Source organism: Streptomyces sp. MspMP-M5 (assembly GCF_000373585.1).
GTDB lineage: Bacteria > Actinomycetota > Actinomycetes > Streptomycetales > Streptomycetaceae > Streptomyces.
Genome location: NZ_KB891920.1, coordinates 23777 through 43177 on the forward strand (window position 1 = coordinate 23777; position 19401 = coordinate 43177).

Sequence of the window (19401 nt, forward strand, 5' to 3'; positions counted from 1 at the left end):
CCAGCCCTATCGCACCGTCTAGTAGTTGCTGATGCCGCTGGCAGCGCCGGGGTCCAGGCGCCCGCCGGCTGCACCACCGTTGACGTCGATACCTCGGAAGCTGGACAGCACCTCGGCGTCATTGGCGTCGCTGGTGGTGCTGGTGCGGGCAACGGCATCGTTGATGCCGTCGAGCATCCGACGCAGCGCGGCGTGATCCTCATTAAGCGCATTCTGCGCCTGCCGGAAGGCACTTGCGCCCTGGCCTGTCCACGCGGTCTCAACCGCCGCGATGGCGTTCACCAGCGTCCGCAGCTGCGCCGACATCGACTGGCTGCCGCTCTGGATCTCACTCTTGAGCTTCTCGATCTCCGCATACGTAAGTGCGGTTTTCCCTGCCATGTTCCACCTTCCCCCATGAGTAACTTACGAAGCCGAGGAGGTCTACCTCTATCGACTTAGGTCTACGGGCACATTCCATCATTTCAGCCCGTTCCATTGAGCAATCTATTCGCGGGCGAGCAGAGTTTCATCCCTTCTCTGAGTTCATGGCTATGCTCTGCGACGACGAACGAGCACGAGTCCAGCGATGGCTGCCACTCCAACCGCTGCCACGATTCCGGCCATGACCAGCCGTGTTGTGGAGTCGTCGTCCTTCACACGGCTTGCTGTTTTCTGCGCTGCCTTGTTTGTGCCCTTGGTGGTCCCCGGCCGCGGTGCCTCTGATGGCGCAGCAGTGTTGGGAGGCGCGACCAGAGGGTTGACGTCAGGAGGGCCGGGATCGCCTTCCTTGTCCAGCAAGACCTTGCGTGGACGGACAATCCCGTAACCGAGGTACTCGCTCGGAACCTTGCCATCCTCAGGTTTGCCGGCGGTCTCCAACATGACTCGCAGGACCTGATTGTTCGTCCAGTCCGGGTGTGCGGACCAGACCAAGGCTGCCGACGCTGAGGCGATGGCTGTGGCATCACTGGTGCCCCATGTTTCGCAATCCAGCAGGGCCTTCGTGCAGCGAGTGGGGACTTCGACACCTGGCGCCGCCAATGCCACTTGCGGCCCATGGACGGAGAACTTCGTTACCTTCAAGGTTTTGTCCACGGCACCGACTCCGACGACCCCAGGAAGACGCGATGGGTAATCGGGAGCATTGCCCTTGGCTCCGTCGTTACCTGTCGCGACGAAGATGAGGCTTCCCTTTTGATTCGCATAGTCGATCGCCGGTTGCAACACCTGCTTGGCTAGGTCGCTGGCCGGTCCGCCCCGAGAGATGTTGATGACCTTCGCGCCTTGATCTGCCGCGAAGCGGATGGACTTAGCCATGTTGACGGTCCAGTTCCCGCCGACGCTTCTGATGGGAAGGACCTTCGATCCTGGTGCCAGCCCCCAGGTGCCCTCTCCGCTCCGCTTGCCAGCGATGATCATCGCCATGCTCGTGCCGTGGCCCTCACTGTCGAAGTTTGCACCACGGCCTTCTCCCGACAAGTCCCTGCCCGGCAGTAGCTGACCGCGCAGCTCGGGAACGGAGTCGTCAACACCACTATCGATCACAGCAACGGTGATGCCCTCGCCCGTGCTGGTCTGCCACATGCGCTCGGCTTGCATCGCGTCCAGGTACCACTGGCGCGATCTCTTGCCTTCCGCAGCAGCGCTCGGCGCAAGAAAGCCCAAGGAGACCGACATCAAGCAAGTAAGCACTGCTGCCGACCAACGCCTCCGCCGCCGTTGGTGATCTGCCGCACGAGTCACGGTGCAGTGTCCTCCTGTCCGTTCCACGACCACGCCGCGGCTATTCGATCACGGGGGGCACGACTGATCGATGCTGTGCCGTCCACGTCTCGGCGTCCTCCTGGAGATAGTCCGGCCGCTCCGCGGCACCGCGCCTGCCTCGTGAGGCCAACGGCGCACCGGGCATAGGGAGCATGTCGCTCGTGGAGTTGGCTCGTGCCAGACCAGAGCCTCCAGGTGTGAAGTCAGCCGCTCGGCCTCGTGGTGCCTGTGCTCGTCCGTGTGCCTCGCCCAGCTCAGAGGCGGAGCTACGGCCAGTGCCCGACGGTGTTCCGGCTACGGTGCCCTCTGCTGCACCGCCTGGGCCGGCCTTGCCCATCGCTGAGCCGGGCGGCTGCTCGCCGCCGATCACTGATCCACCTGGCCCCGCGCCCACGGTACCGCCGGGCTCATACGCCAACCGACGGCCCGGGACAGCGGAGCCCATGCTGCTGGCGTTCCCCGGATGGCCGCTTCCTGCGAGTCCATGCCGCATCGCAGCGCGTTCCTCGCCCACGCCCACTCCGCGGGACTTGTCCATGGGCGCTGTGTCGGGAGGGGTCGGTCGTTGCCCCAGGTTGCCCGCACCGTCACTCGCTGGTCCGCTGTTAGCGGCGGGAGAAGCCCCTGAGGGGCCTGCCAGCCTGGGCGGAATCGCACCGCGTTCGGTGCTCATGACGGGTTCGCTCGGCAGCTGCGGGCGTGCAGTACCGGTGCTGCCGCGCTGGGCCTTTGGGCCGACGATGCCGTCCCCCGGGGTGCTGCCGAACCGTCCTGGCGCCGTACCGCCTGGGCGGGCGGTTTCCGGCTGTGTGCCTCGCATCGCGCTTCTGTTCCCTGAGGGGGCCTTCGCCGAGCCAGGAAGCGTTGCAGGAGGAGGTACGACCGGACCGGAAGAGGTTCCAGGGCTCCAAGGGGACTGCGATGGAGGGGGATCTCCCTGCGATGGCTTGATGCCAGGCACAGTGACAGGTGCAGTGGAATTGACGGCCGTACCCACCTGGCGATCGTGCTGCACAACACCGGCCGGGGCCTCAGGCGCGGCTGTGTGCCTCTCAGCAGCGCTACTGCCCGGTGCAGACACGCTCTGTCCCCCCGCTGTCCCGTTCGCCTTCGCGACGCCAGACGGCCGGTCCAGGACATACATCGCGTCCCTGCCGGCTTCCCCGCCTTGCGGATCCGGCACGAACCCCGACGCCGGCTTGAAGTTGGGCGGCTCCTGGCTCTCGATCGTGTGCTGGGCCGTGCGGTAGTACGAGGCCAGCCGGTTCATGGCCGTCACGGCCGCTTCGCGGTCCGGGTCCGTCATCAGGGGAGCGCCGGTCGCGCCGCGTGCCGTAGGTGTTGCTGCGCTGTCCAGCTGAACGGAGTTGTTCTGTTTCGGCTGGGGCATCGTCTGTGCCTCCCACAGCGCCGTGCCGGCGTCCGAGAGGGCGTTGCCGGTGGTGGAGGCGAAGCGGGCCAGCTTGTGGCTCTGCTTGACGGTGTCGTGGCTCCATTCGCGGAAGGCGTCGGCGCCCTCGCCCTCCCACTGCACGCGTTCGACGTGTGCCTTGAGCTCGGTGGCGATCCGCTCGATCTCCTTACCTGCCTGGGTCAGGCTGGCACCGGTGAACGAGATCTCCGTGTGGTCCGCGCCGGCCACCATGTCGTACAGGGCCTGGTGTGTTGCGTTCTCGAAGTTGCTGCTGCCGGACGAGCTGGAGTTCCCCGCCATCGTCTTCTCTCCCCCCTCGCGTCAGATGCCGTCGGCGCCCGCGGACTGGCCCTCGCCCCTGCCGGCTGCGGTCGAACCGGCGGGATCGGTGGGCCGCTTCTCGGGCCGCGGTGCCTGGTACAGCTCCTGGGTGCGGCGCTGGATGGCCGCCAGGCGGTGCTTCACGTCGGCGTCGATGGCCTCGTAGCCGCTCTCGGCGACCTGGGAGCCGATGCTCAGTGCCTCGATCTGGTCGCCGAACGCCTTGGAGAACGCCTCCAGTTGGGCCAGCACCTTCTCGTACGCCGTGGCCAGGCCGTGGGCCTCGGCGAAGCCCTGGCCGAAGGAAGCAGGAGCGATCTTGCGGTCGCCGAGCGTCCCCGGGTTCGCGTTCGATGCCTTCAAACGCGCCAGCAGGTCATCCACCCGCTGCTTGAACTTCCCCAGCGTCTCGACTTCAACAGCCAGATCGGCGCTCGTGCCCTGTGGCGCTACCCCGTTCACCTGCATGCCAGTGGTCTCGTCGGCCCGCATGGCGTCTTTCCCCCCGGATACTGCTACGCGTAAATCACCAACGTCAGGACCCACTCTATCCATCACCTCTGACAACGGCCGGGCGTCTTGCGTCCATGCGTGCCGGGAACGCTCTATCTCCTATGTCCAGAAGCGTAGTCGTTCGCACCGCCCGGCTCACGGGCCACGGCCCCAGAAAAGTGAGTACAGCTACTTATTGACGCGGCGCACTTTCGGGCGTGCGCCCCGCTTGCGCGCGTCTCGCCAGACGACGGCCGCGCCCGTGATGACCGCTACGGCGACGCCACCCGCTCCCAGGCCGTAGGTCGCATAGCGCTCCATCCGCTCCTGCGGGCTTTCGCCTGCGGGCCAGGTGGTGGGGTCCGGGGGTGTGGCCTTGGTCAGGCCGTTGGTCGCTGTGGGGTGGTCGATGGGGTGGGTGTCGTCGGTGAGGGCGCGTACCGGGTCTACGACGCCCCAGCCGACGAAGGGGTCCTGGCCGTTGACGGTGCGTTCGGCGGTCTGCTCGATCTGGGCGACGATCTGGTACTCCTTCCAGTCCGGGTGCTTGGCCTTCAGGAGGGCGGCGACGCCGGCGACGTAGGGGGCGGAGAAGCTGGTGCCGTTGTCGACGCACTGGCCGCCCTTGGGGACGGTGGAGACCATGTCCACGCCGGGGGCGGCAACGCCGATGAAGGCGCCGCTTTGGGAGAAGGGAGCGCGCTCGTTGTTGCGGTCGGAGGAGGCGACGGCCAGCACCCCGTCGTACGCGGCCGGGTAGGTGTCCTTGAGCTGGCCGTCGAGGCCGTCGTTGCCCGCTGAGGCTACGACAACGATGTTCTTGTGCCGGGCTTCCTGTACGGCGGCCGCCAGGTCGGAGTTGGGGGAGAGGGGCTTGGTGGTGTCCTGGGAGATGTTGATGACGTCGGCGTCGGCGGCGATGGCCTTGCGGATGGCCTGGGCCAGGGTGGCGGCGTTGCCGCTGCCCTTCTCGTCGTTCTGGCGCAGGGGGATGATGGTGGCTTCGGGGGCGAGGCCGACGAAGCCGGTGCCCGCGTGCGGGCGGGCGGCGATGATGCCGGCGACCTTGGTGCCGTGGCCCACCGGGTCGTACGTGCCGTCAGTCGGCGCCTTCGGATCCGTCGCCGTGCCTGTCCCGGCGTCTTTGGTGTTGTGCAGGAAGTCCCAGCCGCTCTTGGCGTCGACGGCCTCGGCCAGCTGTGGGTTGGTGTTGTCGACGCCGGTGTCGATGACGGCGACGCGTACCGGGCGGCCGTGCGCCTCCCGGCCCTTGGTGTCCTGCCACAGCTGGTCGAAGACGATGCGTTGCAGCGCCCAGGGGCGTTCTTTGATCTGTTGCTTCATGGGGAAGGTGCAGACGCCGTTTCCCTGAGGGACCGGCGTTACGTCCTCTCCGTCGGCGGCGTGGGCGACCGAGGCTGGAGATACGGGGGCGATGCTCCCGATCAGTGCCATGAGCAGGATGGTGCCTGCGGCCCATGCGGCTGGTGTGCTTCTCCGCCTCACTGCGTCTCCCCGTTCCTTAGGAGCCCTGGGGCTGGCGGGCGGCGTTTGCGTCCAGCCGGGGCCCCATCGGGAGGAACTGCGACCAGTTCGCCGGCACCAGAACTGGCTTGATGTCCTTGTAGCCGAGGAGGATCTGCGCCCGGTTGGTCTCCTGTGAGCCTTGGCTGGATTGTTGTTCCTTGGCGGGGCCTGTGGTGCCGATGCCTGATTGTTTGGCGTTGCTGTCGTTGTTGGTCTGGACGCCGTAGCGCAGGCCGGTGTCCGTGACGAGGAAGTGCGCCCCGGAGACGGCGTCTCCCGGCTGGATCTGCTTGTAGAACAGGCCTGTTCCCGGGGTGACGTACGCGCTGGTACCGCCGTTGGCGATCTGCTGGGGGAAATCCTTTCCGGCCCAGGTGCTTAGCTCCGTACCACCGGTCTTCGACACCCCACGCAGCACACTGCAGACCGTGCCCCGATCACCTTGAGCCGTGGCGGTGTTGACCTGCTCGGTCATCTCCTGTGGCCACTGCTTCTCGGCGAACAGTTGCTGAGCCTGCGGGGTGAAGGATTGCGCGTTCACCTCCGTGGGACGGTTGAGTTGCTGCAGCGGGGCCGTCTGCCGGGAGAACAGGAGCAGCTTGGCTACGAAGTCGGAGACGGGGACGACCTTGCCCGGGAGGACGACGTAGTGCTGGGTGCCGTCGCCGGTGGTCGCGCGCAGCACCATGCCGACGCGGTTTTCCCGTGCACCGAGCCCCTTGACGTTCGCGGGCTGGGCGACCGTGCCGACGGGCAGGGCGGGGAAGGCAATCGGCGTGCCGTCGTGGAAGGTGGCGAGCCAGTCCTTGGTGACCTGCTGGGGCTGTCGGCTGCCCACCAGGGCGCGCAGTAGCAGTTCGGTGTCGCTGCCGCCGTCGATGAGGTACTTGGTGCCCTTCGGGTCGACCAGGTAGCGAGCCCCGCCGGCTTCCCCGGATTCCCCGGATTCCCCGGAGCCCTTGTTCTCTTGGACGTAGAGGGCCTGGCCGCCGTGCAGCCGGCCCGGGCCCTCCACCTTGTCCGCGTCGCGGTCGGCGAAGAGGAAGGTGGCCTTCTGTACGGACCTGCCGTTGTTGCCGGGTTGTTCGCAGACCGCCCAGCGCTTGCTCTTCGCCGCGTCGCCGGCATCTGGGAGGCGGTCGGGGGCATACGGGATGCCCAGGGTCGGGCCGTGCTGGAGTTTTCCGTTGTCCAGCTCGCTCTCGTCGACCTTGAGAACGTCGGACCGGTCGGGTTTGACGAGCAGTCGGGCGGAAGCCATGTTCAGGACGGGATGCAACTGCCTCTTGCCGCCCGTCTCCAGGACCACGTACAAGGTGGCGGATTTGCTGCCCAGGATGACGTGCGCGCCGGGGGTGTCCCAGCCCTTGGGGGCCTTGGGGCGGAACATGCCCCAGGCGCCGAATCCGGCCAGGACCAGAGCGGCGACGACCAGGCCGGGCAGCACCGCGCGCAGCGGGCTCGGGGCGCCCTCGTCCGTACGGTCAGGGGAGGGCTGCAGGAACGCGGCCACCAGCCGTTTCTTGGCGAAGGTGTAGCCGTTGAGCTCGTCCCGCCGTGATGCCATGACGCTGCGCTTCCCCCTGCTCCCTCTACGGCCGTTTCTGACGTCGTCCGGTAGCCGTCCGGTCCTGCTTGTTCCCGGGCCCCGAGGCCCGGGGCCTTCTATTTCCTCAACCGCTCGTCATGCTCCGCGCCGTGCTGTACAGGTCCAGGACCGCCAGGCACAGTGGCATCAGGGACAGCAGCAGGAATCCGTCGGCGAGGTCGAGCGCCCGGCCCCAGAACGGCGTCAGCCCCTTCTTCGGCACCGTCAGCGCGACCGTCGTCACCAGCGCCACCGCGCCGATGACTACCAGCGCCAGCCACAGCGTACGCAGATCCAGTGGAGTGCGGTCGCCTGCGAGGAAGTCGTTGAGCATCCCGGTGGGCGGGTTGAAGGCCACGCCCAGTACGAGAAGGGAGAGCGCCGCGAGGCCGGCGACGACCGCGCAGGCGACCTGCGAGGTGTAGCGGAAGAGCCGGGCACGCAGCAGCGTCGCCAGACCAGTGGCGAGGGCGAGGAGCTGCGCCCATGCGGAGTGGCTGAAACCGAGGACACCCCCGGCACCGATGAGGACAGCGCAACAGCCACCGAGCAGCCCGAGCAGCAGCTCATGCCCGCGGCGGGCCTGGGCGGCGATGCGCTCCTCGTCGACGGGTTCCAAGCCGACGGGCTCCTCACCGCCCCTCAGTTCCGCCCCCGCCTCGCGCTCCTGGCTCAGGCTGCGCGGAGTGGCGTACCCGATAGGCAGCCGGGCCAGGCGCGTGGCCAGCCCCGGCAGAAAAGCCATGACACCGATGACGACCGGCGCGCAGACGGCTGCGGCCTGGACGGCCGTCGCCTCGCTGACAATGGCGAGGAAGGCGGCCAGGGTGGCGACCGCCGCGGCGAACGTGGCAGCGATGAACGGCGCATCACCGGACGGCGACAGCGCAACCAGGGCGACGGAGACGACGAGCACGGCGACACAGCCCAGCAGGAACTGCAGCCTCCCGGCCCCGTGACCGGCATCCGGACCGACGATCCCCGAACCCGCGCACAGCACCACCGGTAGCGCGCCCAGCCCCAATGCGACGGCGGACGGCTGGTCCCCGTAGACCCGGGCCCTAACCCCCGCGAACGCGGCCAACAGCACACCGGCCGTACCGGCGACCACGCCCGGCAGGCTGTGCATGTCGTGCCGCACCGGGTCGGCAAACCACAGCAACAGGGCAAGGAGAGCGAGCAGCACTCCGACCCCGACCAGACCCGTCCCGCGCAGCAGGTCGTCGTGCCACAGACGGCGGTCCCGGGTGACGGCGGCGGCCACCGCGTCCGAGACATCGTCGAAGACCGCCGGCGGGAGCGACTGCGAGAAGGGGCGCAGGTGCAGCATCTCGCCGTCGACGACACGTTGGTCGGCGAGGGTGCGGGCACTGTCGAGGGCACTGCCGTCGGCGCGGAAGAGGTAGTAACCGGTCGGTGCGCCCGGGGGCTGCCGCTGGCCGGTCAGACGCAAGATCTCCGGGTAGATGTCGGAGACCGGGATGTTCTCGGGCAGCGCCACGTCGATACGGCTGTCGGGGGCAACGACCGCGACCCTGCGGAAGCCGGCCCCCGTACTCATGCTCACCGTGTTCAGATCTGCCCCCTGCTCACCTGGTCATCCGGCCACTCGGTCAGGCGGCCGCCCGGTCACTCGCTCATCGCCGCGGCACTCCGTGCACGCCCCATGCCGGGGCGCCATCGTGCCACCACACCGTGGTAGCCACCGCAGCTTTGCGTCACCGGCTTCGCGTGACCGGCTTTGTGCCACCGCGCCGCGAGGCCCTTCCCACTCGTCACATTAGTCGGCAGTAGGATCGCCTGACGCGGGGGGCGCCGTCGCCAGGGGGCGATCGGGACGGAACTTCCCTCGTGTCGAGGGATTGATGCTCGGTGAGCCAGATCGTCGTCAAGCGCCCACCGCGTGCGCTTCCGCCCGGCCCCGCCACGGACGAGCTACACCTGCAGGCCCCGCCGGAGCTGCCGCGCGGCCAGCAGGAGAGCGTGCTGATGCAGCTCCTGCCGATGCTCGGCATGGGCTCGTCGGTGGTCTTCTTCTTCATGCCGGGCATGCCGCCGTTCATGCGCATCATGGGCGCGCTGATGCTCGTCTCGACGATCGGCATGGTCCTCGCCCAGATCGTCCGCTACCGCCGAGGCACCCAGGGCGAGATGGCGCAGAGCCGCCGGGACTACCTCAAATACCTGGCGCAGACCCGCCGACGCATCCGCCGCACCGCCACCACCCAGCAGGACGCCCAGCACTACCTCCACCCCGCCCCCGACCAGCTGTGGTCCATCGTCGCCGAGGGCAGCCGCGTCTGGGAACGCCGCATCGGCGACGCCGACTTCGCCCAGGCCCGCATCGGCCTGGGCACCCAGCAACTGGCCACCCCGCTCGTCGCCCCCGACACCGCCCCCGTCGACGAACTCGAACCCCTCACCGCCGGCATCATGCAGCGCTTCCTGGCCACCCACGGCTCACTGCACAACATGCCGATCGCCGTCTCCCTGCGCGCCTTCTACCACCTCACGGTCTCCGGCGACCCAGCCTGCGCCCAGGGCACGGCCCGAGCCCTGATCGGCCAACTCGCCACCCTCCACTCGCCCGCCGACCTCCAGGTCGCCGTCGTGGCAGCCCCCGGCGCCATCGACCGGTGGGAGTGGACGAAGTGGCTGCCCCACGCCCAACTGCCCACCTCGGCCGACGGCGCCGGCACCCGACGCCTGTTCACCGACGACCTCACCGAACTCGAAACCCTCCTGGCCGCCCACCTCGCCGACCGCCCCCGCTTCAACCGAGACGCCCCACCCCTCCTCGACCGACCCCACCTCGTCATCGTCCTGGACGGCGGCATGGTCCCCGCCGACTCCGCCTTCGCCGCCCCCGAGGGCCTCCAAGGCGTCACCGTCATCGAGGTCATCTCCGGCGAACTCGACGAACCCCGCGGCGGCCTCTCGGTAACCTCCCACCCCACCCGCCTGCGCCTGGAATCCGCCGTCTCCGCCTACGACGGCACCCCAGACCTGCTCTCCCTGGAACGCGCCGACACCCTCGCCCGCCAACTCGCACCCCTCTACGTGGACGGCACCGACGAGGACGAACCACTCCTGGCCAACCTGGACTTCACCGACCTCCTCGACCTCGGCGACCCCGCCCAGGTCGACACCGCCCACACCTGGCGCCCCCGCTCCCAACCCGAACGCCTACGCGTCCCGATCGGCATCGACGAATCCGGCCAACCCGTCATGCTCGACCTCAAGGAGGCCGCCCAGAACGGCATGGGCCCGCACGGCCTGTGCGTCGGCGCCACCGGCTCCGGCAAATCCGAACTCCTGCGCACCCTCGTCCTGGGCCTCTCGGTCACCCACTCCTCCGAAACCCTCAACTTCATCCTCGCCGACTTCAAGGGCGGCGCCACCTTCGCCGGCATGTCCGCCCTCCCGCACGTCGCCGCCGTCATCACCAACCTCGCCGACGACCTCTCCCTCGTCGACCGCATGGGCGACTCCCTCCGCGGCGAACTCCAACGCCGCCAGGAACTACTCCGCCAAGCCGGCAACTTCGCCAGCATCCACGACTACGAAAAGGCCCGCGCCGCCGGCCACCCCCTCGACCCACTGCCCTCCCTCGTCCTGGTCATCGACGAGTTCAGCGAACTGCTCACCGCCAAGCCCGACTTCATCGATATGTTCATCCAGATCGGCCGCATCGGCCGATCCCTCGGCGTCCACCTCCTCCTCGCCTCCCAGCGCCTGGAGGAAGGCCGCCTGCGCGGCCTGGACACCTACCTCTCCTACCGCATCGGCCTGCGCACCTTCTCCGCCGCCGAATCCCGCGTCGCCCTCGGCGTCCCCGACGCCTACCACCTCCCCTCCGTCCCCGGCTCCGGCTACCTCAAGCACGGCACGGACGAGATGACCCGCTTCAAAGCCGCATACGTCTCCGGCCCCCACCGCTCAACCACCGACCACACAGACCACGGCACACTCCCCACCCAGCAGCGCGCAGCCCTCTTCACCGCCACACCCGTACCCATCCCCGTCCCGGTCCCGGTCGCCAGCACCACCCCGACCGCGCAGCCCACCCCCGAAGCCGTCACACCGACCGACGACGCCCTGGCCGACACGGCCGCCCTGTCCGACACCGTCCTGGACGTCATCGTCCGCCGCCTCGACGGCCAGGGACCACCCGCCCACCGCGTCTGGCTCCCACCCCTGGACACCGCCCCCACCCTCGACCAACTCCTCCCACCCCTGGCCACCACCCCCGACCGCGGCCTGCATGCCACCGACTACCCCGCCACCGGCCGCGCGCTCTCCGTCCCCTTCGGCCTCGTCGACAAGCCCTTCGAACAGCGCCGCGACACCCTCCACCACGACTTCTCCGGCGCCACCGGCCACCTCCTCGTCGTCGGCGGCCCCCAGTCCGGCAAATCCACCCTCCTGCGCACCCTCATCAGCGCCTTCGCCCTCACCCACACACCCCACGAAGTCCAGTTCTACGGCCTCGACTTCGGCGGCGGATCACTCAGCTCCCTCGCCGGCCTCCCGCACGTCGGCTCCATCGCCTCCCGCCTGGACCCCGAACGCATCCGCCGCACCGTCGCCGAGGTCGCCGGCATCCTCGCCCGCCGCGAGGAGTACTTCCGCACCCACAACATCGACACCATCGCCACCTACCGCCGACGCCGCGCCGAAGGCCACCTCCCCGACCAGCCATGGGGCGACGTCTTCCTCGTCATCGACGGCTGGGGCCCCTTCAAGGACGAATACGAACACCTGGAACCGGTCGTCACCGACCTCGCCTCCCGCGGCCTCGGCTTCGGTATCCACGTCATCCTCACCGCCTCCCGCCACCTCGAAGTCCGCGCCGCCCTCAAGGACCAAATCCTGGGCCGCCTGGAACTCCGCCTGACCGACCCCATGGACTCCGAGTTCGACCGCAAAACCGCCGCCAACGTCCCACCCGGCGTCCCCGGCCGCGGCCAAACCCCAGGCAAACTCCACTTCCTCACCGCCCTCCCCCACACCGGCAAGACGCGCAACACCACGGAACTCGCCGACAACACTGCCGAGTTCGTCCGTACAGTCGCGGAAAACTGGCCCGGGCCCTCCGCCCCCGCGGTCCGCCTCCTTCCCCTCACCGTCCCCGCAGCCCACCTCCCCAAGGGCTCGGACTTCCCCCACCGCGGCAGCGCCCTCGGCCTCGACGAAACCAACCTCGAACCCGTCTACACCGACTTCGAAACCGACCCCTTCCTCCTCGTCTTCGGCGAAAGCGAATCCGGCAAGACCGCCACCCTCCGCCACCTCGCCCACAAAATCGCCGAACGCTACACCCCCGACGAAGCCAAAATCGTCGTCGGCGACTACCGCCGCACGCTCCTCGGCGCCGTCCCGGACGGGCACCTCCTCGAATACGCCCCCACCGACGCCACCCTCGACATCCACATGAACGCCCTCGCCGGCCTCATGGACCGCCGCCGCCCCACCCCCGACGTCACCCCCCAACAACTCCGCGACCGCAGCTGGTGGACCGGCCCCCGCTTCTTCGTCCTCCTCGACGACTACGACCTCATCGCCACCACCACCAACAACCCCCTAGCCACCCTCACCGACAAACTCCCCTACGCCCGCGACACCGGCATCCACCTCATCCTCACCCGCACCACCGCCGGCATCTCCCGCGCCCTCTACGAACCCACCCTCCAACGCCTCACCGAACTCGGCGCCCAAGCCCTCATCCTCTCCGGCGACCCCAATGACGGCGACGTCCTCGCCAACGTCCGCCCCCGCCCCCTGCCGCCAGGCCGCGCCCACTACATCACCCGCAAACGCGGCACATCCCTGGTCCAGCTGGGCTGGCAGCCCGATCAATAGCCCGCCCAGTCAGGTGGCTGCCGACCCTTGCCTCTCGATAGGGCCTCCGTGCCTGCGGCCTGCGGAACATCCATACGAGGTGAGGACTTTCGGGCGGCGCTCACTGGTCGTTCCAGAGGGTGTTCGGGCCGGGTGCACACGGTTCACGGGGCTGGATTCGGCGAAAGTGCCACCTATGCGTCCGGTGATCGCGCCGATGAGCCCGGCGGCGTGGCCGCAGTGCGGCTCGTCGCTGCGGTCGTATGGTGCGGCCAAGGAGTTCCGCGGCGCCCTGTCGGTGATGATGAAGTCCAGGTCGCCCGGTATGGCGGCCCTCTCGATTCCTGTGATGAGCAGATGTTTGCCAGGTGACGACATTGCCCAAAACAGTCCTTGACCTGTCGTCACACTCCCTGCTGGGCTTGGTTCATCGGAATCTTCCAACCGGGGGTCGCTCAGGTGTCTCGATCGGATCTGCGTGCATTGTTCCGATCCAACGATCGCGAAGTGAAGGCAATTGATTTTTTCGCAGACCGCCGTGATGAATGGGCCTAGGTAGCCGGGAGCCCGGCCGAGCATGCGTCCAGCCAAGAGCACCACCCACACGGAAATGATCAAATTCGTCGACTCCATCGAGCACACCGGCCAACTAGAAAGCTGAAAAAGACGGACCTAGGCCGATGGTAGGCCTTAAGAAACCGTCTGGCGTTATGGTCGGACCCCGCCCCTTGCACTTGGCCAGGGCCCGACCGGGAAATTGCCTGCGCCCTCGAATGTTTCCCCACTCAGGGCGCGGTGCACGAACGACGGTCCGAAGTACTCATTTCCCTCCCATAGTCAGGCCTGAAACGCACCATCCCATACGGCACTGACAACCGCCGCCTACCGCTTCACTCACCCACAGATCGCGAGCGCGGCTAGATCGAGCAGAGCCGGTTTGGGGGCGCGACGCCATCTCGATGTACCGGCCGGCCGTCGTCAGGTCTGCGATGGCGTCACCAGACGCCAAATTCAGCATGTCGCAGCATGTCTAGGGCGTCTGTTACTGATTTCCTGAGTACCACATTGCTATACCCCAATAGAATCTTGTCCCCCGCCAACAATTCCGCTAGATCCCCGGTTGTAGGCGCATCTTCTTCATGTTCCGAGGAATGCATGTACACCAAGATCGCCTCCATTGCGGTTGCTCGCTGAATCGTCGGGTCACCGGCGATAAATTTTCTTATGCTCCTGATCCAGGTGAGTAGGATCGAGAGGACATCATCTAGCGGGGAGTCGCGTGTCTGAACGCCGAGCGCCTTGGCCTTCAGCAGTAGGCGCAGCAGTGAATCGCACCGCGACTCGAATTCTTTAGGGTATTCGACTTTCTTTGACCAGTCGGCGAGATGAAGAAACGGCACCTCTCTCACGGTGCGACAGAAGTCGTCCAGTAGGGTATTCCCCTCTGCGTATATATCAAGGACCAGCTCATGGCGGACCCTATCCAGCCCGCCTGTCGCCCCGAAAACAATATGCTCAGCGTTGTACTGGTTTCCTGTGACGCTTTGTCGGCTCTGATTGAAACTTGCTTCAGCCACCCAAGCCCCCGGCAATCTGGCCGACGGTTGCTGCCAGTGTCGCCAACCCAACAGAATCTGCGAGCCAAGCACGTGCACGCTCAAGGCGCCGCGTTGCGGTAGCGGTGTCACCTGTCTCCAGGTCTTGACGGGCCGCAATTAGCTCGTCTCGCCCTAGTTGGTCAAGCTGGGAGTCCTCTGCGCACGCGACATCGATGACCTCGTCCAGCTGTTCACGAGCTGCTTCCAGAGTGATGCGTTCTGTCCTGTACTGGACCTGATTGATGGTCTCTGCGTTGTTCTGGCCGCCGTAAACGGTCTGGTTCTGCTGGTTGAAGGTCGCCATGGGCCGAGACTATTGCCAGTCCCCGTTGCGTGTTGGCTGTCTCTCGCATCTCTGCACATACAAGGAGCCGTTTCCAACCTGACGGGTGGTTGGACGGGCGACTCCGGCGGTGGGGCCGTCGTTCAAGTCCCGTCCGCAAGGCGGCGGGACTGCTCCGCGAGACGAGCGGGCTGTGCTCACGGCGGTGGTGTACGTCCTGACCAGCGGGTTTCCTGGCGGCATCTGCCGGAGACGTTCGGCGTCTCGCCCGCCACCGCGCACCGCCGGTTCATTGTGTGGACGAGAGCGGGGCTGTGGCGGCGGCTGCACCGGGCGGTCCTGGACGAACTCGGCGCCCGGGGCGAGCTGGACTGGACCTCCGCGATCGTCGACGCGGCGTCGGTGCGGGCGAAACGGGGGCTCGCTGACCGGGCCGAACCCGGTCTATCGCGGCAAGAAGGGCAGCAAACTGCACGTGCTGTCCGAGGCCCAGGACATCCCGCTGGCCGTCGCTGTGTCCACGGCGAACACCCGCGACAGCCTCGCCCTCAAGCCACTGATCCACGGGATACCCGCCATCCGCTCCCGCCGCGTACCACGCCGCAAGCTTCGCGCCGACAAGACACCCCATGCAGCTATCTGGTCAAGTCAAGCAACTGCCGTGAGTGCTGGTAGGTCTGGGTGACCGAAGGCTGCGCCCTCGTTGAACATTTGTCGGCACGTCAGGCAGTGATGGAGTTGGCCGAGCATACGGTTGAATAGATGGCGGAGGGCTCCGTGGTATCGGTCGCCGGTGTCTCGCCGGCGGTCGTAGTGAGCATGGGCCCCTGCCAGAGCTGGCCCAACGACCAACTCACGGTGCCTATTAGGCGTACTTCTCCGCCGACCACCTCGCCTGGCGGCGCGAACGCGGCCTCATTCCGCGTATCGCCCGCCCGGGGCATCGAGTCGAGCGAACGGCTCGGCCGGCACCGCTGGAAGACCGCAAGGTCGATCGCTTGGCTCTTCGGCTACCGCCGCCTCACCGTCCGATACGAGCGGAAGGGCTCACAGTTCCTCGCCTTCCCCGGCCTCGCCGCCGCTCTCACCTGCTACAAGAAGCTGGCAAAACGCACCACGTGAGACATCCTCTAAGGCCCTAGTTCAGGTCCAGCGCCCGCAACAGTGCCTCTCCTGCGACCGTAGCGATCACGCTGGAGATGGCCCCCGCACCAATGTCACCCCTGCGGTCGCGATGGCATCGCGCACTTTTCGATCCACCCGGCGAGGTGGTGCATCGCCGCCGACCTCCTCGCCGCCAAGTGGCTCCGACTCGTCCTGGGGCTCTAATCCCTTGCTCACCGGGGCGCTCCTCCTAGTCCTGCAATGCCGCTCAGCTGTCCTCCGTTCTGGTTCGGGCGCCACAGCGCCCCATTTGAGATCTCGCGCTTCGTGGCCCGGCGCCGCTGCTCGGCGGCCAGCCGCCGGGTCTTGCGCCGAACTCGCTCCCCGAAGGCGAGGGGATCGTCGGCGCCGGCGAACTCGGCCGCCTCTGCCCATGTGGTGATGCCCGGCATGCCGAGCGCGAGTGCCACCGAGCGCTCCGCAGGCGCCAAGGCGGTAAGAATGGCGGCGAGGCATGGGTCGGCGGGGATGAAGTCGAGCAGGGGGTCCTCGGAGCAGGCGGTGGTGGCAAGCAGATCGCGCAGCGCGGTGTTCTCACCGCAAGGGGTTTCCAGGGACAGCACGCGTTGGCCCCCGTAGCGTCGGCGCCATATGGGCGTCAGGTTGCGGTGAGGTGACCGCACCGCCATCTCTCCGGTGTCTGTGGGACATGGCTCACCACAGCGGTTCCTGAATTCGGTCGCTGCGCACCACCTCTCCCACGACGGCTGATCTAAGTATTCGTACGGATGCGCTCTGTGCCCGAGCCTCGCCATGATCTTCACATCGCGGAATGGACTGGCGAGAAACTCGAGGGTCACGGATGGCGAAACGCAATAGGCGAGGCGGCCAGCGGGCGCAGGGCAACCGGAGCAGACACGGGTCGGGCACCGCCCGAAGACTCGGCTACCTCGTCGTACACGGCGTGGGAAACCAGCACCGCAAGGCTGGGACGGACCGATCCGTCCTGCGCCACATGGGCAAGTCCATGGTCGACCCGATAGCCCAGGCGTACGGGAGGTCTGCTGTCGACTGGCAGGAGACCCCTGAGCGCCCGGAGGCGACCGCGGACGCCCCCTACGGTGAGCCCGCCTACGCCGTCGCCCGGATACGTATCCCTGAGCGGCCGACGGCCAAGGTGACAATCGCCGAAGCTGTGTGGTCGGACTGCTTCAGGCGGCCACCGTGGTGGCTGCGCTGGCTCCTCACGCTGAGGTACATGGGGCGCAGTCTGCCGACGGCACTCATGCTGATCGGTCCGGACCGGCGGGACCGCGCGTTCTGGCTGGGTGACGGGTCGCCGGAGGAAAGGCCGTTCCTCAACACACTACGCGGGGGGCTCAGCCTGCGGGCATACTTCACCAGTCCCGAGGTACGTCAGATGATGCGCATCGGGTGGCGGCTGCTCACGCTCGCTGTGTTGTTCTCCGCGCTGGTGGGACTGGCTACGACACACCCGTGGGCGGCAGCCGTCATCGCCGCCGTTGTCATCGGGGTGCTGTGCACCCGGCTTAACGTCGCCGACCACGTGATCACCGCTGCTGCCCGGGACACCGAACGTGAGGCCCTTCTCGGCTACTTGGAGCACCGGCTGCGGTGGCTGGAGCGGCGCTGCGACGACATCGTCATCATCGCCCACTCACAGGGCGGATACCTCGCCCACCAGCTCCTGGCCCGTGACAACGGGCGTAACCAGGCCAAGGTCATTCGCTTCGTCGGAGTGGGATCGGGGCTCAAGCCCATCTCGATCCTGCGCCAGACCCAGCGTCCCGCGGTGCTGCTGGTGTCATGGCTGCTTCCCGCCGCCTCACTTTGCTTCAGCTGGGGCCTGTTGCCGCTGTTCTCCGACGCGTCAGTCATGGCGGGGGTGATGAAGGCCATGGCCGGCACCACCATGCTCCTGGCGATGCCCCTCATCACCCTGACTCCCGAACGGACCTCCGCGCAGCTCAACCACGCCCTGGACGCCATCCGACCACAAGCGCTCAGCGACTACCTCCCGATTGACATCACAGGCATGGACGGCACGCGATGGGGGTTGGTTGCTGTCGGCGCACTCATTACTGCCGGCTGCGCGCCGCTGGTACGGCGCTTCATCAGGCCCGTGATCCAGGACTCTCTCAATCTCCCAAAGGGCACTTCGGCCCGTGAGCTTGAGTGGCGGGAACACAGCAGCCAGCACGACATGGTGGGCCGTATGCTCCTGCCTCCTCTCCCCGATCAGGTCGAGCAGGAAGCCACACCCGTCCTTGGACATCCGCTGCGGGACCACACTCTCTACTTCTCGCCTGATGGCATGTTGGTGCGGCAGCTGGCCGGAGATGTGTTGTCCGACCTGGAGACCAAGACGAAATCGTTCGGAGCTGCGGAGTGGCAGGGCAAGGTAGCCCGCTACACACAGGCGCTGCGCAAGCAGCACGATCGCCGGCGGATGTTTCACGGTCTGATAACCCTGGCCGTGGCCTTCGCCGTCCTGGTCCCCCAGCTTGCGCTGGGCGCCTCGCTTCCTGGCGCGGTCGTCCGCATGTGGTTGCCGCTCGGATTGGTCGCCCTCTTCTTGAGCTACATCTTCACCAGACGAGGCCGTAAGAGCCTGCGCAAGATGGTCGCCGCGCTGGATACCGAGCTGAGCGGCGGGCCTCCTCACGAACCGCTGCTCGCCATCGTCCCGCCGACCCGTAGGCCCGTCATTGTCATCTCACTGCTGCTCGGATCGCTGTTCGCGGCCTACGGTGCAGTCTGACTGACTATGATTCAACGCCTCTTCCCGCACTGGCAGCTGGTCCATCCTGGGGCCGGGCTGATCGCGGGCGTGCTTCTCGTGATCTTGGCCGCAGCCACCGCATCCGGATACCGCATCAAACGCCGTTGGGCGCTAGGCGCGGTCGTCCTGGTTGCGATTTCTCCGCTCACCGCCCAAGTGCCGCACCCAGCTGGCGTCCCCACCTGGGCCGCCGCACCGGGGCTGCCCTCCGCCACGCTTATTGCGGTACTGGTGGGCATCGCCGTGATCGCGTTGACCCGTGCTGTTCCGGTGCCCCTGCCGGCACCGGAACAGCAGTGACGTGACCAAGGCATGCCGACCGGCAAGGCCCGGATAGGGTCCGCCTGAGTAACTTCACGTATTGGTGGGGGGAGTAGCAGATGAAAAGCGCGACGGAGTACGACTAGTGCTTAATTCCTCAAGTTGCGGGCATAAGAGGTGTGTTGGGATCGCGTAGGGGGTGGATGTGCCGGCGTTGTTGTGGGCTCGGGAGGCTTTGGGGACTGACGAGCAGAGGGCGATCGACAAACTTGCGGGAGCGCGGAAGGCGCCGGCTGATCTGGTGATGCGGGCGCGAATCGTGAATCTGAGTTGGGCGGGTATGCGGGTATCGGCGATCGCGGCTGAGCTGGGGTGCGGTCGCAAGGCGGTGCGGTGGTGGTTGCACCGGTTCAACGCGCTGGG

Annotated in this window: 14 protein-coding genes and 1 pseudogene; 6 read left to right on the forward strand and 9 right to left on the reverse strand. The window is 67.3% G+C overall.

Annotation, left to right across the window (positions count from 1 at the left end):
- Window positions 1-18: 18 nt before the first annotated feature.
- The 6 genes from B073_RS41600 to eccD all read right to left on the reverse strand — a co-directional run bounded on the left by B073_RS41600 (window position 19) and on the right by eccD (window position 8649).
- A complete protein-coding gene (locus tag B073_RS41600) occupies window positions 19-381 on the reverse strand; it encodes a WXG100 family type VII secretion target (RefSeq protein WP_018541908.1) in 363 nt (120 codons plus the stop codon).
- A 150-nt stretch (window positions 382-531) separates the two neighbouring features.
- On the reverse strand, window positions 532-1659 hold the full coding sequence (gene mycP, locus B073_RS44690) for a type VII secretion-associated serine protease mycosin (RefSeq protein ID WP_202486765.1): 1128 nt from the start codon (window positions 1657-1659) through the stop codon (window positions 532-534).
- A 1822-nt stretch (window positions 1660-3481) separates the two neighbouring features.
- Window positions 3482-3973 carry a hypothetical protein gene (locus B073_RS41605; RefSeq protein WP_018541909.1) on the reverse strand — a complete coding sequence of 164 codons (492 nt, stop codon included), beginning with the start codon at window positions 3971-3973 and terminating at the stop codon, window positions 3482-3484.
- A 189-nt stretch (window positions 3974-4162) separates the two neighbouring features.
- Window positions 4163-5428: a type VII secretion-associated serine protease mycosin gene (gene mycP, locus B073_RS0130670; protein WP_106732003.1), complete on the reverse strand. Its 1266-nt coding sequence runs from the start codon at window positions 5426-5428 to the stop codon at window positions 4163-4165.
- Between the two features lie 67 nt (window positions 5429-5495).
- Window positions 5496-7067, reverse strand: a complete 1572-nt coding sequence (eccB, locus tag B073_RS0130675; protein WP_018541911.1) for a type VII secretion protein EccB — start codon at window positions 7065-7067, stop codon at window positions 5496-5498.
- 106 nt (window positions 7068-7173) lie between these two features.
- Window positions 7174-8649, reverse strand: coding sequence for a type VII secretion integral membrane protein EccD (gene eccD / locus B073_RS0130680; protein ID WP_018541912.1), 1476 nt, complete (start codon window positions 8647-8649; stop codon window positions 7174-7176).
- 311 nt (window positions 8650-8960) lie between these two features.
- Between eccD and B073_RS0130685 the strand changes: the two genes are divergently transcribed.
- Complete coding sequence (locus tag B073_RS0130685) at window positions 8961-12950, forward strand: type VII secretion protein EccC (RefSeq protein WP_018541913.1); 3990 nt, start codon at window positions 8961-8963, stop codon at window positions 12948-12950.
- A gap of 175 nt (window positions 12951-13125) precedes the next feature.
- Window positions 13126-13326: a hypothetical protein gene (locus tag B073_RS48320; protein ID WP_234025208.1), complete on the forward strand. Its 201-nt coding sequence runs from the start codon at window positions 13126-13128 to the stop codon at window positions 13324-13326.
- Between the two features lie 598 nt (window positions 13327-13924).
- On the opposite strand, the gene B073_RS46785 is transcribed toward B073_RS48320, so the two are convergent.
- Window positions 13925-14506, reverse strand: a complete 582-nt coding sequence (locus B073_RS46785; RefSeq protein ID WP_158690260.1) for a hypothetical protein — start codon at window positions 14504-14506, stop codon at window positions 13925-13927.
- On the reverse strand, window positions 14499-14831 hold the full coding sequence (locus tag B073_RS46790) for a hypothetical protein (RefSeq protein ID WP_158690261.1): 333 nt from the start codon (window positions 14829-14831) through the stop codon (window positions 14499-14501). The genes B073_RS46785 and B073_RS46790 overlap by 8 nt, the downstream gene beginning before the upstream one ends.
- A gap of 881 nt (window positions 14832-15712) precedes the next feature.
- Here B073_RS46790 and B073_RS48330 point away from each other — a divergent pair.
- Window positions 15713-15932 (forward strand): annotated as a pseudogene (locus B073_RS48330) (IS5/IS1182 family transposase); the annotation flags it as partial.
- A 215-nt stretch (window positions 15933-16147) separates the two neighbouring features.
- Here B073_RS48330 and B073_RS41615 read toward each other — a convergent pair.
- Window positions 16148-16537: a hypothetical protein gene (locus B073_RS41615; protein ID WP_018541915.1), complete on the reverse strand. Its 390-nt coding sequence runs from the start codon at window positions 16535-16537 to the stop codon at window positions 16148-16150.
- Window positions 16538-16929: 392 nt separating this feature from the next.
- Between B073_RS41615 and B073_RS0130705 the strand changes: the two genes are divergently transcribed.
- The 3 genes from B073_RS0130705 to B073_RS46800 all read left to right on the forward strand — a co-directional run.
- Window positions 16930-18696, forward strand: coding sequence for a hypothetical protein (locus B073_RS0130705; protein ID WP_018541916.1), 1767 nt, complete (start codon window positions 16930-16932; stop codon window positions 18694-18696).
- A 6-nt stretch (window positions 18697-18702) separates the two neighbouring features.
- On the forward strand, window positions 18703-19017 hold the full coding sequence (locus B073_RS46795) for a hypothetical protein (protein WP_018541917.1): 315 nt from the start codon (window positions 18703-18705) through the stop codon (window positions 19015-19017).
- 160 nt (window positions 19018-19177) lie between these two features.
- On the forward strand, window positions 19178-19401 hold a 224-nt coding region (locus B073_RS46800; protein ID WP_018541918.1), incomplete at its 3' end, for a helix-turn-helix domain-containing protein.

Bases quoted from the DNA above. Each gene is read 5' to 3' on its own strand.
- B073_RS48320 (WP_234025208.1), top strand. From the start codon at position 13,126: ATGCGTCCGGTGATCGCGCCGATGAGCCCGGCGGCGTGGCCGCAGTGC.
- eccB (WP_018541911.1), bottom strand. From the start codon at position 7,067: ATGGCATCACGGCGGGACGAGCTCAACGGCTACACCTTCGCCAAGAAA.
- mycP (WP_202486765.1), bottom strand. From the start codon at position 1,659: ATGTCGGTCTCCTTGGGCTTTCTTGCGCCGAGCGCTGCTGCGGAAGGC.
- B073_RS46790 (WP_158690261.1), bottom strand. From the start codon at position 14,831: ATGGCGACCTTCAACCAGCAGAACCAGACCGTTTACGGCGGCCAGAAC.
- eccD (WP_018541912.1), bottom strand. From the start codon at position 8,649: ATGAGTACGGGGGCCGGCTTCCGCAGGGTCGCGGTCGTTGCCCCCGAC.
- B073_RS0130705 (WP_018541916.1), top strand. From the start codon at position 16,930: ATGGGCAAGTCCATGGTCGACCCGATAGCCCAGGCGTACGGGAGGTCT.
- mycP (WP_106732003.1), bottom strand. From the start codon at position 5,428: ATGGCACTGATCGGGAGCATCGCCCCCGTATCTCCAGCCTCGGTCGCC.
- B073_RS41605 (WP_018541909.1), bottom strand. From the start codon at position 3,973: ATGCGGGCCGACGAGACCACTGGCATGCAGGTGAACGGGGTAGCGCCA.
- B073_RS41600 (WP_018541908.1), bottom strand. From the start codon at position 381: ATGGCAGGGAAAACCGCACTTACGTATGCGGAGATCGAGAAGCTCAAG.
- B073_RS46795 (WP_018541917.1), top strand. From the start codon at position 18,703: ATGATTCAACGCCTCTTCCCGCACTGGCAGCTGGTCCATCCTGGGGCC.